The following is a 14133-nucleotide window of genomic DNA, read 5'->3' as shown; positions in this document are numbered from 1 at the left end:
AGAGTCACCCGATTGGTGTGACTGGCCGCCGTCTACCCCTCCTGTACAGGTGTTTCATGGTGGTGGCGGCCTGTTTGGCCCGAATTCTCGACACTTCTCGTACATCGCCGAAAGAAATGCGACAACAAGCCACATGCCAGGCGTGTGACGGCACTGCGTGCGGCATCGGCGCGGAGCCGGCGAGATAGGATGCCGGAATTGTGGGAAAGGTTCTGAGGGGGCGGTCCGGGCGGCGTCGCGGCGCACCGGACACCAAGGGTGAGATCCTGGCCGCCGCTCGCCAGGTGTTCGGCGAGCGCGGCTACGACGGCGCCAGCGTGCGCGCCATCGCGGCGGCCGCGGGTGTCGATCCCGCGCTCGTCCACCACTACTTCGGGACCAAGGAGAAGCTCTTCCTGGCCGCGATGGACATCCCGTTCGACCCCTCCGCCATCGCCGGCGCGATCATGGACGACACCAGCGGCGCCGGCATCGGGGAGCGGGCGATCCGCACGTTCCTCGCCGTCTGGGGTCAGCCCGCCGGCCGCGCCCCGATCCTCGCCCTGCTCCGCTCGGCCATGCAGAACGAGGCCGCCGCCCGGCTGCTGCGTCAGTTCGTCACCCGTGCCATCCTCGGCCGCGTCCTGAGCATCTTCGAGGGCGTCCCGAACGGCGCGCTGCGGGCCGAGGCCATGGTGTCGCACCTCATCGGCCTGGCGATCGTCCGATACGTCGTCAAGCTGGAGCCGATCGCCTCCGTCCCGGACGAGGATCTGGTGCGGCTGATCGCACCCGTCCTGCAGCGGTACTACGACGGCGCCTTCGAGCAGGACTAGCCCACACGACCTCGCGAACGCTTGACGCCGACCGTTCGCGGTCGCATTATTCATCACATGATGAATTTCGCCGTACGGATCCGCGGACTGCGGGTCGTGCGCGGCCCGGTGACGGTCCTGGACGATTTCGACCTGGACATCCGCAGCGGCAGTCTGACCGGCCTGCTCGGCCCGTCGGGTTCGGGGAAGTCGACGCTGATGCGCGCCATCGTGGGCGTGCAGAAGGTGGCCGGCGGGACCGTCGAGGTCCTCGGCCGCGCGGCCGGAGACAAGGACCTGCGCGACCGCGTCGCCTACGTGACGCAGGCCCCGAGTGTCTACGCCGACCTCACGGTCCGGCAGAACCTGCGCTACTACGCCCGGGTGCTCGGCGCGCCGCTGAGCGACGTCGACCGGGCGATCGAGCAGGTCGACCTGGGGTCGCGGGCCGACCACCTGGTCGGCCGGCTGTCCGGCGGGCAGGAGTCGCGGGTGTCGCTGGCGACGGCGCTGCTCGGCAAGCCGGAGCTGCTGGTCCTGGATGAGCCGACGGTGGGCCTGGACCCGGTGCTGCGGGTCCAGCTGTGGGAGCTGTTCCACCGGCTGGCCGAGAGCGGCGTCACGCTGCTGGTGTCCAGCCACGTGATGGACGAGGCGGAACGGTGCGAGCGGCTGGTCCTGCTGCGTGAGGGGGCGTTGCTGGCCGACGACACGCTGCCGGACCTGCTGGCCCGTACCGGCGCGGCCGACGCCGAAGGGGCGTTCCTCGAGCTGGTCGAGAAGGCGGAGCAGGAGGCATCGTCATGAGCCCGCGCATCACCCTGGCCACGGCCGCCCGCGTGCTGACCCAGCTGCGGCACGACCCCCGCACCATCGCGCTCATGCTGGTGGTGCCGAGCCTGCTGATGACGCTGCTGTGGTGGATCTACGACGGCGGCGTCGTGTTCGACCGCATCGGCCCGGCGCTGCTGGCGATCTTCCCGTTCCTGGTGATGTTCCTGGTCACCTCGATCGCGACGCTGCGCGAACGGACGTCGGGGACGCTGGAGCGGCTGCTCTCCATGCCGACCGGCAAGCTCGACTTCCTCCTCGGCTACGCGCTGGCGTTCGGCACCGTCGCGCTGATCCAGGCGCTCATCACCGCGACCGTCTCGATCGGGTTGCTCGACCTCGGCACCGCCGGGCCGTCCTGGCTGCTCATCGCGGTGGCGGTGTTCGACGCGCTGCTGGGCGTGGCGCTCGGGTTGTTCGTCAGCGCGTTCGCGTCGACGGAGTTCCAGGTCGTCCAGTTCATGCCGGCGCTGATCGTTCCGCAGTTCCTGCTCTGCGGGCTGCTGGTGCCGCGCGACCAGCTGCCTGATGTCCTCGGCGCGATCTCCGACGTGCTGCCGCTGTCGTACGCCGTCGACGCGATGAGCGAGGTCCAGGCGAACACCGACCCGCAGGTGTGGGGGCAGATCGGCGTGGTGCTCGCGTTCTCGGTGGTGTTGCTGGCACTCGGCGCGGCCACGCTGCGTCGCCGCACCCCCTGACCTCCGGTGCCGTACCCTGGCGGAGTCCGGCTACCGCGAAGGAGAGGGCACCGCCTTGGCAGGAAGGAAGGGTGGCAGCCGACCGCAGGGTCTGGCGTCAGCCCCGGTGAGCAGTGGCAGCCGACCGCGAGGTCTGGCGACAGCGCCGATGATGCTGCGTTCGGCCTTGCTGGGCGCGTCGCGGAGCGAGCGGCTGCGGCACACCGTCGAGCGCCTCCCGCTGACGCGCAACGTCGTCGCCCGGTACGTCGCCGGGACCGAGCAGAGCGACGCCGTGCGGGTGGCCGGCGAGCTGACCGGCGAGGGGCTCGCCGTCACCATCGACCACCTCGGCGAGGACACCCGCGACCGCGCCCAGGCGACCACCATCGCGCAGCGGTACGTCACGTTGCTCGAGGCGCTGCACAAGGCCGAGCTCACTCCTGACGTCGAGGTGTCGGTGAAGCTGTCGGCCGTCGGGCAGGCGCTGCCGGCCGACGGCACCGCCATCGCGCTCGAGAACGCCCAGCAGATCTGCCAGGCCGCCGCCGACGCCGGCACCACGGTGACGCTGGACATGGAGAACCACACCACCACCGACGCCACGCTGGACGTGCTGCGCGACCTGCGCGCCGACTTCCCCAGCGTCGGCGCGGTGCTGCAGGCCCAGCTCAAGCGCACGGAGGCCGACTGCCGCGACCTCGCTTACGAGGGCTCCCGGGTGCGGCTGTGCAAGGGCGCCTACGACGAGCCCGAGAGCGTCGCCTTCCGCGACCGCGGCGACGTCGACCGCTCCTACGTGCGCTGCATGAAGGTCCTGTTCGCCGGCGACGGCTACCCGATGATCGCCACCCACGACGCCCGGCTGGTCGAGATCGCCGGGTCGCTGGCCGCCCGGCACCGTCGCGAGCAGGGCAGCTACGAGTACCAGATGCTCTACGGCCTCCGCTCGCGCGAGCAGCGCCGGCTGGTCCGGGCCGGCGAGCGGGTCCGCGTCTACGTCCCCTATGGTCCGGAGTGGTACGCCTACCTGGTCCGCCGCCTGGCGGAGCGGCCGGCCAACCTGGGTTTCCTCCTGCGATCGGTGGCGAGTTCCAAATGACCGTGGCGATCCTCGGTGCTGGTGTGATGGGTGAGGCGCTGCTCTCCGGCATCGTGCAGGGCGGCCGGCCCGTCTCTGACGTGCTGGTGGCGGAGAAGCGGCCCGACCGGGCGGCGGAGCTGACCGAGCGGTACGGCGTCGACGTGGTCGGGAACGCCGAGGCCGTGAAGCGCGCCGACACCGTCCTGCTCGTGGTGAAGCCGCAGGACATGGGGCCGCTGCTGGACGACGTCGCCGCCTCGGCCCGGCCCGGGCAGCTGTTCGTGTCGCTGGCGGCCGGCATCACGACGGCGTTCGTCGAGGCGCGGCTGCCCGACGGCGTCGCCGTCGTGCGTGTCATGCCGAACACCCCGGCGCTGGTCGGCGAGGGCATGTCCGTCATCTCGCCGGGTTCGCACAGCGGCGAGGAGCAGCTGCGCGAAGCCGAGGAACTGTTGCGGTCGACCGGCCGGGTGGCGCGGGTCCCGGAGAAGCTGCAGGACGCCGTCACGGCGGTCTCCGGCTCCGGCCCGGCCTACGTGTTCTACGTGGTCGAGTCCATGATCGAGGCCGGCGTCCACCTGGGCCTGCCGCGCGCCACCGCCACGGAGCTCGTCGTGCAGACGCTGGTCGGCTCGGCCAAGCTGCTGCGCGAGACCGGCCAGCACCCCACGGTGCTGCGCGAAGGGGTCACCTCGCCCGGCGGCACGACGGCGGCGGCGCTGCGGCAGCTCGAGGAGGGCCGGGTCCGTGCCGACTTCCTGGCCGCCTTGGAGGCCGCCCGCGACCGCTCCCGCGCGCTGTCGTCCGGCGAGTCGGTCTGACAGCTCCATGCACACCGTGCATGTCGCCTGGTCCGACGCCCTGACCGGTTACAACTTCGGGCCCGGGCACCCGCTGAACCCGGTCCGCGTCGACCTCACCATCCGGCTGGCCCGCGAGCTGGGCGTCCTCGGCGGCGACGGCGTGCACGTCGAGGCGCCCGATCCGGCCGACGACGCCGCCCTGCGCACGGTGCACACCGCCGACTACCTCGACGCCGTGAAGGCCGCCAGCGCCGACCCTGACACCGTCGACCTCGCGCACGGCCTCGGCACCACCGACGACCCCTGCTTCTCCGGCATGCACGAGGCGAGCGCGCTGGTCGCAGGCGGGACGATCGCGGCGGCACTGGCGGTCTGGGAGGGGCGCGCGCTGCACGGCGTCAACGTCGCGGGCGGGCTGCACCACGCGATGCCGGGCAGCGCGTCCGGGTTCTGCGTCTACAACGACCCCGCGCTGGGCATCCAGGCGTTGCTCGACGCCGGCGCCGAGCGGATCGCCTACGTCGACGTCGACGTCCACCACGGCGACGGCGTGCAGGCCGTCTTCTACGACGACCCTCGGGTGCTGACGATCAGCCTGCACGAGACGCCGCGGACGCTGTTCCCGGGCACCGGCTACCCCACCGAGACCGGCGGCCCGGGCGCCGAGGGCGGCGCCGTCAACGTCGCGCTTCCTCCCGGGACGTCGGACGCGGGTTGGCTGCGCGCGTTCCACGCCGTCGTCCCGCCCCTGCTGCGCGCCTGGCGGCCACAGCTGCTGTTCACCCAGCACGGCTGCGACAGCCACCTGGAGGACCCGCTCGCGCACCTCGCCCTGACGGTCGACGGCCAGCGCGAGTCCTACCGCCTGTTGCACGACCTCGCCCACGAACTCTGCGACGGCCGCTGGGTCGCGACCGGCGGTGGCGGCTATGCGCTGATCGAGGTGGTCCCGCGCGCCTGGACCCACCTGCTGGCCATCGCGGCCGAACGCCCCATCGACCCCGCGACGCCCACCCCGCCGGCCTGGCGCACGCACATCCAGGGCCACTACTCCCGCACGCCCCCGCAGCGTATGACCGACGGCGCACGGCCGGCGCACTCCGACTGGTCCGACGGCTACGACCCGTCCAACCCACTCGACCAGGCCATCAACGCCACGCGACTCGCCGTCTTCCCGCTGCACGCCCTCGACCCGGCCTACTGACGGAGGGAACGCGGGATCGGCCCGAAGCGGCTCCGGGACCGAGCGGGCCGGCGCTCCTGCTTCCACGTTGATCATGTTCCCTGGCGGTCGCTGAGACGCCGCCGGGGAACATGATCAAGGCGGCGTGGTCGACACCTCCCACCGGTGGCTCCGACCGTCAACGGAAGGCGCCCAAAAGGTCACGACTGAGGACCAATCCGGCCGCGGATCCGGTTCACTTCTCGATCCCCCTTTCCCATCCGTCACATCCGCCACTACCATCAAGCAACACGTCGCCGAAGATGCGCGTCCAACCCATGGGCGCCGCCGGCACGTCGTGGAGGAGCGATGACGACCAACGGGCCCGAAGCACCACTCGGAGAGGTGCGCTTCCTCACTGTCGCCGAGGTGGCGACGGCGATGAGGGTGTCGAAGATGACGGTGTATCGCCTCGTCCACGCGGGCACGTTGCCGGCGGTCCAGGTGGGCCGGTCGTTCCGCATCCCGGAGAGCGCCGTTCACGAGTACCTGCGCGACTCCTACGTCCGCGGGATGCAAGCAGGCTGAGGCCAACGCCCGATTGGACGACGCCCCCGGTCAGCCCGGTAGGCTTGGCCGGTCGCGCGGCTGTCGCGCGTTCAATCGACCTGCGAGTGAGGGTGCCCTGTGGGCTCTGTGATCAAGAAGCGCCGCAAGCGGATGGCGAAGAAGAAGCACCGCAAGCTCCTGCGCCGGACGCGCGTCCAGCGTCGCCGTATGGGCAAGTAAGTCACTCCGGCGGCCGTGCGGGGGTGGTGTCTCGCGCGGCTGCGCTCCAGGGAGAGCGGGACACGATTGTCCAGGGTCGTCATGGTGGTGGGCGTCGCCCGGTATCTGGGCGCCCGGCTGGCTGAGCGCCTCTCGGCAGAACCGGGCATCGGCCACGTCGTCGGCGTCGATCTCGTCGAGCCCACGCAGAGCATCGGTGGCGCCGAGTTCGTGCGCGCCGACATCCGCACCTCCGACATCGGCCGCGCCATCGACCGCGTCGCGCCCGACACCGTCGTGCACATGAACATCCTGGCGACACGCGCCGACGCCGGCGGCCGCACTCCCCAGAAGGAGATCAACGTCATCGGCACGATGCAGCTGCTGGCGGCGTGCCAGCGCTCACCGTCGGTGCGCAAGGTCGTGGTGAAGTCGTCGACGACCGTGTACGGCTCGGGGCCGCAGGCGCCGGCGCTGTTCGCCGAGGACATGGTGTCCGGGGCGCACGCGCGGCGCGGCTACGAGAAGGACGCCGGCGAGGTCGAGGCGTACGTGCGCGGCTTCTCGCGGCGCCGGCCCGACGTCGGCGTGACGATCCTGCGGTTCACCAACGTGCTGGGTCCTGACATCCGCACCGCCCTGTCGGAGTACTTCGTGCTGCCGGTGGTGCCCGTGGTGCTGGGCCGCGATCCGCGCTTCCAGCTGGTGCACGAGGAGGACTGCGTCGACGCGCTGCGGCTCGCGACGGTGGAGCACCGGCCGGGCATCTTCAACGTGGCCGGCGACGGCTTTCTGGTGCTGAGCCAGGCGCTGCGGCGGGCGGGCCGGCCGGCGTTGCCGCTGCCGACGCTGAGGTCGCCGTTCGTCGGCGGCATCATGAAGCGCACCGGCATCGTCGACATGGACTCCGCGCTGGTGCGGTTCCTCACCTACGGCCGCGGCGTCGACACCACCCGCATGCGCACGCAGCTGAAGTTCGAGCCCCTCTACAGCACGGTGGCGACGTTCGACGCGTTCGCCGGCGCGCGCACCCGCGGCGGGCTGCTGGACCGCGACCGCATCCGCGCGGTCGAGCACGCCGTCCGCGGCGTCCTGACCGGGGAGGACACCCGTGGCCGATAGCCCGCTGCCGGGCCTGCTCGACCGCATCGCATCCACGGCGGGCCGGGTGCTGCGCGACCGCCTCGGCGTCGACGGCGAGCGGCTGGACGAGCTGGTCGCGTTCGCCGGGCGGCGGCTGACCGGCGAGTTCGAAGTCGACCCGTTCGGCTTCGACCCGGAGCTGACCGAGACCGTGTTGCTGCCGCTGCTGCGCCCGCTGTACCGGCACTGGTTCCGGGTCGAGGTGCGCGGCATCGAGAACATCCCCGACACCGGCGCGGCGCTGGTGGCGGCGAACCACTCCGGCACGTTGCCGGTCGACTCCTTGATGACCCAGCTGGCGGTTCACGACACCCACCCCAAGGCCCGGCACCTGCGCGCGCTCGGCGCCACGCTGGTCTTCCAGCTGCCGGTGGTGGCCGACCTCGCCCGCAAGAGCGGCACCACGCTGGCCTGCAACGAGGACGTCGAGGCGCTGCTGAGCGGCGGCGAGCTGGTCGGCGTGTGGCCCGAGGGCTTCAAGGGCGTCGGCAAGCCGTTCTCGCAGCGCTACAAGCTGCAGCGGTTCGGCCGCGGCGGGTTCGTGTCCGCGGCGCTGCGCACCAAGGCGCCGATCATCCCGTGCTCGATCGTCGGGGCCGAGGAGATCTACCCGATGATCGGCAACGCCGAGTCGCTGGCCCGGCTGCTCGGGCTGCCGTACTTCCCGCTGACGCCGACGTTCCCGTGGCTGGGCCCGCTCGGGCTGGTGCCGCTGCCGTCGAAGTGGATCATCGAGTTCGGCGAGCCGATCCGCACCGACGACTACCCGCCCGGTGCCGCCGACGACCCCATGGTGGTGTTCGAGCTGACCGATCAGGTGCGCGACACCATCCAGGCGACGCTCACCGAGCTGCTGGAGCTGCGCGGCACCGCGTTCGGCTGACGACGTCAGCGCCGCTTCCGGGCGGCGACGATGCCGACCGCGGCGCCGGCGACGGCACCCGTCCCGGCCGCGATGCCCAGCGTCGTGTTGCGCCGCCGGGCCCGGTAGTCGCGGATCCGCCAGCCGCGCTTGCGGGCGTGCCTTCGCAGCTTGCGGTCCGGGTTGACCGCGCAGGGAAAGCCGACCAGCGAGAGCATCGGGATGTCGTTGGCAGAGTCGCTGTAGGCGGAACAGCGGCGCAGGTCCAGGCTCTCGCGCTCGGCCAGCGAGCGGACGGCGGCCGCCTTGTCCTCCCCGTGCAGCAGGTCACCGACCAGCCGGCCGGTGTACGTGCCGTCGACGTGCTCGGCGACGGTGCCCAGCGCGCCGGTCAGGCCCAGCCGCCGGGCGATGATCGTCGCCACCTCGACGGGTGCCGCCGTCACCAGCCACACCCGCTGACCCTGGTCGACGTGCAGCTGCGCGATCGCCTGGGTGCCGGGCCAGATCTTGTCGGCCATCAGCTCCTCGAAGATCTCCTCGCCGACGCGGGACAGCTCCTCGACCGATCGGCCGGCGATGAACGACAGCGCCGCCGCCCGCGCCTCGACGATGTGGTCAGGGTCCTCGGCGCCGAACGCGAACTGCAGCTGCTGCCGGCCGAACCGGAGGATGTCGCTGGTGCGCAGCAGCCCGCGCTGGTGCATGCCGCGGGCGAGGTAGAACAGCGAGGCGCCGCGCAGCACGGTGTTGTCCAGGTCGAAGAAGGCGGCCGCCCGTGCGTCGGACGGCAGCTCGATGCCGGCGATCGCCTCGGCGGTGCTGGCCGCGACGTCGGCTCGCGCGCGTTCCGACGCGGCTCCGGTCCGTTCCCTGCGCAAGCGCAATCCCGGCATGGTCGCCAAGAGTAGCGGCGCCCCGGGCTTGCGTACGGTTGACTTCGTGACGGACACGAATCAGGCCCCGGGCGCGCGGGTGCTGCTGCTCGGCCGGCCGGGCTGCCACCTGTGCGACGACGCCCGCACCGTCGTCGAGGCGGTCTGCGCCGAGCTGGGCGTCGGCTGGGAGGAACGCAGCATCGTCGGCGATCCCGAACTGGAGCGGCGCTACGGCGAGCAGATCCCCGTCACGTTCGTCGACGGCGCTCAGCATGACTTCTGGCGGGTCGACGCCGACCGGCTGCGCCGGGCTCTCACCGGCGCCTTATAGAACATCCAGCCCAGAACAGCAACTTTGTGCACACGTTCACAAGCGTCTAGGCTGGGGCGCATCGTAAGTCCTGCCGGTTCGGGTCCGTCACCCGGCCCCCGGATGTCGCCTTCCGCGCCGGCCTACCGGGGAGTGTCGTGACCCGAAACAGCCGCCCATCGTCGACGCCGACACCAGCCGCAGCGGCACCGCGCGGCGTGCCGGAGGCGACGGTCGCGCGGTTGCCGCTCTATCTGCGGGCGCTCACCACGCTGGCCGAGCGCGGCGTGGCGACGGTGTCGTCTGAGGAGCTGGCCGCGTCGGCCGGCGTCAACTCCGCCAAGCTGCGCAAGGACCTCTCCTACCTGGGCTCCTACGGCACCCGCGGGGTCGGCTACGAGGTCGACTTCCTGCGCCACCAGATCACCCGCGAGATCGGCCTGACCCAGGACTGGGCGGTCGTCATCGTCGGCATCGGTAACCTCGGCCACGCGCTGGCCAACTACGGCGGGTTCGCTTCGCGCGGCTTCCGCATCGCCGCGTTGGTCGACGCCGACCCCAGCCGGGTGGGCGAGGAGGTCACCGGGCTCAAGGTCCGGCACGCCGACGAGCTGGAGCAGATCGTCCAGGATCTCGGCATCGCCATCGGCGTCGTCGCCACGCCGGCCCGGGCCGCGCAGCTGGTCTGCGACCGCCTGGTCGCGGCCGGCGTCACCAGCATCCTCAACTTCGCACCGGCCATCGTGCAGGTGCCCGAGGGCGTCGACCTCCGCAAGGTCGACCTCTCCACCGAGCTGCAGATCCTCGCATACCACGAACAGCGCAAGAACGGCGCCGCGCTGGCCCTGACCGCCGAGCAGGCGGCCGAGCTGGCCGAGGCGGTGAACGGATGAGCGTCCTGGCCATCGGCGTCTCCCACCGCAGCGCGCCGGTCGAGGTGCTGGAGAGCGTCGCCCTCGACCGCACCGCGGTCGTGAAGCTGCTCGACGAGGTCCCGTCGTCCGACCAGATCGCCGAGGCGGTCGTCGTCGCCACCTGCAACCGGCTGGAGCTGTACCTCGACACCGCCACGTTCCACGGCGGCATCGAGGAGGCCAGCGCGCTGCTGTCCCAGCACACCGGCGCACCCATCGAGCTGCTGACGCCGTACCTCTACGTGCACTACGGCGACCGCGCCGTGTCGCACCTGTTCCACGTCGTCAGCGGCCTCGACTCCATGGTGGTCGGCGAGACGCAGATCCTCGGCCAGGTGCGCGACGCGTTCCGGCTCGCGCAGACCTCCGGCGCCACCGGCCGGGTGCTGACGGAGCTGTTCCAGACCGCGCTGCGGGTGGGCAAGCGGGCGCACGCCGAGACCGGCATCGACGCCGCCGGCCGCTCGCTGGTGACGCTCGGGCTGGCCCGGGTGCTGCCGGCGGTCGCCGCCGAGGGATGGTCGTCCGGCCGGGTCGCCGGCGCGTCCTGGCGCGAGCTGCTCCCCGGCACGTCGGCCCTGGTGGTCGGCGCGGGCTCGATGGCGGCGCTGGCCGCGGCCACGTTGCAGCGCGAGGGCGTCGACGTCGTCGTCGCCAACCGCACGCACGAGAACGGCGTCCGGGTGGCCGAGGCGGTCGGCGGCCGCGCGGTGCCGATGACGGAGCTGCGGCAGGTGCTGCGCGACGTCGACCTCGTCATCTCCTGCACCGGCGCCGCCGGTGTGGTGCTGCCGTTCGAGACCGTCGAGGCGGCGGTCGCAGGCCGTGGCGGGCGGCCGATGGGCATCGTCGACCTCGCCCTGCCGCGCGACGTCGACGCCGGCGTGGCGGACCTCCCCGGCGTGGTGCTGGCCGACCTCGCCCGCCTCAGCGAGGCCGCCGACGACGACGTCGCCGACGCCCGCACCATGGCCGGCGACGTCTCCGCCGTGCGCTCGATCGTCACCGACGAGGTGGCCGCGTTCGCCACCGCGCGCCGCGCCGCCGAGGTGGCGCCCACCGTCGTCGCGCTGCGCAGCATGGCCGACGACGTCGTCGACGCCGAGCTCACCCGCATGGTGGGACGGCTGCCCGACCTCGACGAGCGCACGCGCGCCGAGGTCGCCCGCACCGTCCGCCGGGTGGTCGACAAACTGCTGCACCAGCCGACGGTGCGGGTCAAGGAGCTGGCCGCGCAGCCCGACGGTGCGTCCTACGAGGCTGCGCTGCGCGAGCTGTTCGCGCTGGACCGCCGGTCCATCGACGCCGTCGCCAAGCCCGACGGGACGGTGGCGCCATGACGACCACCCCGCTGCGGCTGGGCACCCGGCGCAGCGCCCTCGCGCTGGTCCAGGCCCGGTACGTCCACGACCGCCTGCGCTCGCTCGGGCACGAGGTCGAGCTGGTCGAGATCACGACCAAGGGCGACCTGTCGTCCGCGCCGCTGGACCGCATCGGCGGCACCGGCGTGTTCGTCACGGCGCTGCGCGAGGCACTGCTCGACGGCCGGGTCGACCTCGCCGTCCATTCGCTCAAGGACCTTCCGACGGGGTCTGCCGACGGCCTGGTGCTCGCGGCGGTCCCGGAGCGGGAGGACCCGCGCGACGTGCTGTGCGCGCGCGACGGCCTCAAGCTCTCCGACCTGCCCGCCGGCGCACGTGTCGGCACCGGGTCGCCGCGGCGCGAGGCGCAGCTGCGGGCGCTCGGGCTGGGCATCGAGATCGTCGGCCTGCGCGGCAATGTCGACACCCGGCTGAGCAAGGTGACCGACGGCACGCTCGACGCCGTCGTGCTGGCCAGGGCCGGGCTGGCGCGGCTGGGCCGGCTCGACTCCGTCACCGAGGTGCTCGACCCGATGCAGGTGCTGCCCGCTCCGGGGCAGGGCGCGCTCGCCGTCGAGTGCCGGACCGCCGACACCGCACTCGCAGAGGTGCTCGGCGCGCTCGACGACGCCGCCACCAGGGCGGCGGTCACCGCCGAACGGACCCTCCTCGCCGTGCTCGAGGCCGGCTGTACGGCGCCCGTGGGCGCCTACGCCGAGGCGGCAGAGGGAGAAAGTGGCCTCGAGCTGTACATCCGGGCTGTCGTTGCAGCACGCGACGGATCGGTGAGTATCCGCAAGTCAGCTACCGGACCTCTCGGGGGGGCGGAGCAGATCGGGCGCGCCCTCGCGCTGGAGCTTCTCGCCGACGGGGCCGGGGCAGTCGTCGACGCCGGTGGGTCGGCGTCGAAGGAGGAATAGAGTCGTGACCACTCCGCGAGGTGCGCAGAAGCGCGCCGATGAAGGTGGCGTCGCGTTCGTCGGCGCCGGTCCCGGCGATCCGGGGCTGCTCACCCTACGGGCGGTCGAGGTGCTCGGCGGGGCCGACGTCGTCATCATCGACGAGCCGGCGCACCGCACGATGCTCGCGTACGCGCCCGGCATCGTCGAGATCGTCGACGTCGGCGTCGACGAGGAAGGCGTCACCCTGACCGCGTCGGCCCGCGGCCGCCGTGTCGTCCAGGCCGCCAAGGGGGGACGGCGGGTGGTGCGCCTGCTCGGCGGCGACCCGTTCACCCACGCCACCGGCGCCGACGAAGCGCTCGCGTGCGCCAAGGCCGGCATCCCGTTCGAGGTGGTCGCCGGCGTCGCCACGGCCACGTCCGTCGCCGCGCACGCCGGTATCCCGCTGGTCACCGGACGCCGCCGCAGCGTCGAGATCTTCGACGTCGGCGGCAAGATCGACCTGCGGTCCTGCACGGCCGACACCGTCCTGCTGACCGGCGTCACCGAGCAGCTCGGCCATCTCGCCGACGCGCTCGTCGACGCCGGCCGGGTGCCGTCAACGCCGGTCGCCGTCGTGACGTCCGGCAGCACCGTCGAGCAGCAGACCGTCGTCTCGACGCTCGGCGGCATCGCGGCCGACGCCCGGGCGGCCAAGGTCGAGGGGCCGTACGTCGTCATCGTCGGCGACACCGTCGAGCACCGCGACACCCTGTCGTGGTTCGAGACCAAGGCGCTGTTCGGCTGGCGGGTGCTGGTGCCGCGGACGAAGGAGCAGGCCGGCGCGCTGTCGACGGCGCTACGCCGGTCCGGTGCGGTACCCGAGGAGGTGCCGACCATCTCCGTCGAGCCGCCGCGCAACCCGCAGCAGATCGACAAGGCCGTGCGCGGCATGGTCGAGGGCCGCTACGAGTGGATCGCCTTCACCTCGGTCAACGCGCTGCGGGCGGTCAAGGAGAAGCTGACGGCGTACGGCCTCGACGCTCGCGCGCTGTCCGGCCTGAAGGTCGCCGCCGTGGGTGAGAAGACCGCCGAGGCGCTGCGGGCGTGGGGCATCGAGCCCGACCTCGTCCCGTCCGGCGAGCAGTCCGCGGTCGGGCTGCTGGCCGACTGGCCGCCGTACGACGAGGTGCTCGACCCGATCAACCGGGTGTTCCTGCCGCGGGCCGACATCGCGACGGAGACGCTGGCCGCCGGGCTGACGGAGATGGGCTGGGAGGTCGACGACGTCACGGCGTACCGGACGGTGCGCGCGGCGCCGCCGCCGGCCGAGACCCGCGACGCGATCAAGACCGGCAAGTTCGACGCCGTCGCCTTCACGTCGTCGTCGACGGTGCGCAACCTGGTCGGCATCGCCGGCAAGCCGCACGCGTCCACCGTCGTCGCCTGCATCGGGCCGCAGACGGCGAAGACCGCCGAGGAGCACGGCCTGCGCGTCGACGTCTTGGCGCCGGAGCCGTCCGTCGAGGCGCTGGCCGACGCGCTCGCGCAGTTCGGCCTGACCCGCCGGCTGGCCATGGTCGAGGCCGGCGAGCCGGTGCTCAAGCCGTCCCAGCGCCGCCGTGCGTCCGCCCGCCGCAAGAACGCCCAGTAGGAGGGCCG

16 protein-coding genes are annotated in these 14133 nt (G+C 72.5%); 15 read left to right on the top strand and 1 reads right to left on the bottom strand.

The features are described 5' to 3' along the window. The first annotated feature begins 200 nt into the window (after nt 1-200). The 10 genes from E1262_RS12535 to E1262_RS12490 all read left to right on the top strand — a co-directional run bounded on the left by E1262_RS12535 (nt 201) and on the right by E1262_RS12490 (nt 8148). Nucleotides 201-815, top strand: a complete 615-nt coding sequence (locus tag E1262_RS12535; RefSeq protein WP_203453804.1) for a TetR/AcrR family transcriptional regulator — start codon at nt 201-203, stop codon at nt 813-815. A 57-nt stretch (nt 816-872) separates the two neighbouring features. Then, nucleotides 873-1601 (top strand): ABC transporter ATP-binding protein, encoded by a 729-nt coding sequence (locus E1262_RS12530; protein WP_132103474.1) that lies wholly within the window; start codon nt 873-875, stop codon nt 1599-1601. After that, a complete protein-coding gene (locus tag E1262_RS12525; protein WP_132103473.1) occupies nt 1598-2326 on the top strand; it encodes an ABC transporter permease in 729 nt (242 codons plus the stop codon). Before E1262_RS12530 ends, E1262_RS12525 begins: the two co-directional genes overlap by 4 nt. Nucleotides 2327-2477: 151 nt before the next feature. Then, nucleotides 2478-3407 carry a proline dehydrogenase family protein gene (locus tag E1262_RS12520; protein WP_132103546.1) on the top strand — a complete coding sequence of 310 codons (930 nt, stop codon included), beginning with the start codon at nt 2478-2480 and terminating at the stop codon, nt 3405-3407. Then, nucleotides 3404-4210: a pyrroline-5-carboxylate reductase gene (gene proC / locus E1262_RS12515; RefSeq protein WP_132103472.1), complete on the top strand. Its 807-nt coding sequence runs from the start codon at nt 3404-3406 to the stop codon at nt 4208-4210. Before E1262_RS12520 ends, proC begins: the two co-directional genes overlap by 4 nt. Before the next feature lie 7 nt (nt 4211-4217). After that, complete coding sequence (locus tag E1262_RS12510; protein ID WP_132103471.1) at nt 4218-5396, top strand: acetoin utilization protein AcuC; 1179 nt, start codon at nt 4218-4220, stop codon at nt 5394-5396. Between the two features lie 327 nt (nt 5397-5723). Beyond that, the gene (locus tag E1262_RS12505; protein ID WP_119662687.1) at nt 5724-5942 is read left to right on the top strand and encodes a helix-turn-helix domain-containing protein; all 219 of its coding nucleotides are present in this window, start codon (nt 5724-5726) and stop codon (nt 5940-5942) included. Nucleotides 5943-6041: 99 nt separating this feature from the next. Next, complete coding sequence (locus tag E1262_RS12500; RefSeq protein ID WP_074946526.1) at nt 6042-6143, top strand: 30S ribosomal protein bS22; 102 nt, start codon at nt 6042-6044, stop codon at nt 6141-6143. Between the two features lie 66 nt (nt 6144-6209). After that, the gene (locus E1262_RS12495) at nt 6210-7244 is read left to right on the top strand and encodes an NAD-dependent epimerase/dehydratase family protein (protein WP_132103470.1); all 1035 of its coding nucleotides are present in this window, start codon (nt 6210-6212) and stop codon (nt 7242-7244) included. 46 nt (nt 7245-7290) lie between these two features. After that, a complete protein-coding gene (locus E1262_RS12490; protein ID WP_420810520.1) occupies nt 7291-8148 on the top strand; it encodes a lysophospholipid acyltransferase family protein in 858 nt (285 codons plus the stop codon). A 5-nt stretch (nt 8149-8153) separates the two neighbouring features. Here the strand turns inward: E1262_RS12490 and E1262_RS12485 are convergent, their stop codons facing one another. Continuing rightward, nucleotides 8154-9023 carry an HAD family hydrolase gene (locus E1262_RS12485; RefSeq protein WP_132103468.1) on the bottom strand — a complete coding sequence of 290 codons (870 nt, stop codon included), beginning with the start codon at nt 9021-9023 and terminating at the stop codon, nt 8154-8156. A 46-nt stretch (nt 9024-9069) separates the two neighbouring features. Here E1262_RS12485 and E1262_RS12480 point away from each other — a divergent pair, with 46 nt between their 5' ends. From E1262_RS12480 to E1262_RS12460, 5 genes are all read left to right on the top strand, one after another. After that, complete coding sequence (locus tag E1262_RS12480) at nt 9070-9336, top strand: glutaredoxin family protein (protein WP_238992909.1); 267 nt, start codon at nt 9070-9072, stop codon at nt 9334-9336. Between the two features lie 137 nt (nt 9337-9473). Further along, complete coding sequence (locus E1262_RS12475; protein ID WP_132103466.1) at nt 9474-10208, top strand: redox-sensing transcriptional repressor Rex; 735 nt, start codon at nt 9474-9476, stop codon at nt 10206-10208. Then, nucleotides 10205-11569 carry a glutamyl-tRNA reductase gene (locus E1262_RS12470; RefSeq protein WP_132103465.1) on the top strand — a complete coding sequence of 455 codons (1365 nt, stop codon included), beginning with the start codon at nt 10205-10207 and terminating at the stop codon, nt 11567-11569. The genes E1262_RS12475 and E1262_RS12470 overlap by 4 nt, the downstream gene beginning before the upstream one ends. Continuing rightward, nucleotides 11566-12510, top strand: a complete 945-nt coding sequence (gene hemC / locus E1262_RS12465) for a hydroxymethylbilane synthase (protein WP_132103464.1) — start codon at nt 11566-11568, stop codon at nt 12508-12510. Before E1262_RS12470 ends, hemC begins: the two co-directional genes overlap by 4 nt. Beyond that, nucleotides 12485-14125, top strand: a complete 1641-nt coding sequence (locus E1262_RS12460; protein ID WP_476702882.1) for a bifunctional uroporphyrinogen-III C-methyltransferase/uroporphyrinogen-III synthase — start codon at nt 12485-12487, stop codon at nt 14123-14125. Before hemC ends, E1262_RS12460 begins: the two co-directional genes overlap by 26 nt. Nucleotides 14126-14133: the final 8 nt, after the last annotated feature.

It is taken from the genome of Jiangella aurantiaca (genome assembly GCF_004349105.1).
In the GTDB taxonomy this organism is placed as follows: Bacteria; Actinomycetota; Actinomycetes; order Jiangellales; family Jiangellaceae; genus Jiangella; species Jiangella aurantiaca.
This window is presented reverse-complemented; position numbering and strand designations above follow the sequence as displayed.

Excerpts from the sequence above, each read along its gene's own strand:
- hemC (WP_132103464.1), top strand. The coding sequence starts at position 11,566 with ATGACGACCACCCCGCTGCGGCTGGGCACCCGGCGCAGCGCCCTCGCG.
- E1262_RS12505 (WP_119662687.1), top strand. The coding sequence starts at position 5,724 with ATGACGACCAACGGGCCCGAAGCACCACTCGGAGAGGTGCGCTTCCTC.
- E1262_RS12470 (WP_132103465.1), top strand. The coding sequence starts at position 10,205 with ATGAGCGTCCTGGCCATCGGCGTCTCCCACCGCAGCGCGCCGGTCGAG.
- proC (WP_132103472.1), top strand. The coding sequence starts at position 3,404 with ATGACCGTGGCGATCCTCGGTGCTGGTGTGATGGGTGAGGCGCTGCTC.
- E1262_RS12510 (WP_132103471.1), top strand. The coding sequence starts at position 4,218 with ATGCACACCGTGCATGTCGCCTGGTCCGACGCCCTGACCGGTTACAAC.
- E1262_RS12530 (WP_132103474.1), top strand. The coding sequence starts at position 873 with ATGATGAATTTCGCCGTACGGATCCGCGGACTGCGGGTCGTGCGCGGC.
- E1262_RS12520 (WP_132103546.1), top strand. The coding sequence starts at position 2,478 with ATGCTGCGTTCGGCCTTGCTGGGCGCGTCGCGGAGCGAGCGGCTGCGG.
- E1262_RS12485 (WP_132103468.1), bottom strand. The coding sequence starts at position 9,023 with ATGCCGGGATTGCGCTTGCGCAGGGAACGGACCGGAGCCGCGTCGGAA.
- E1262_RS12525 (WP_132103473.1), top strand. The coding sequence starts at position 1,598 with ATGAGCCCGCGCATCACCCTGGCCACGGCCGCCCGCGTGCTGACCCAG.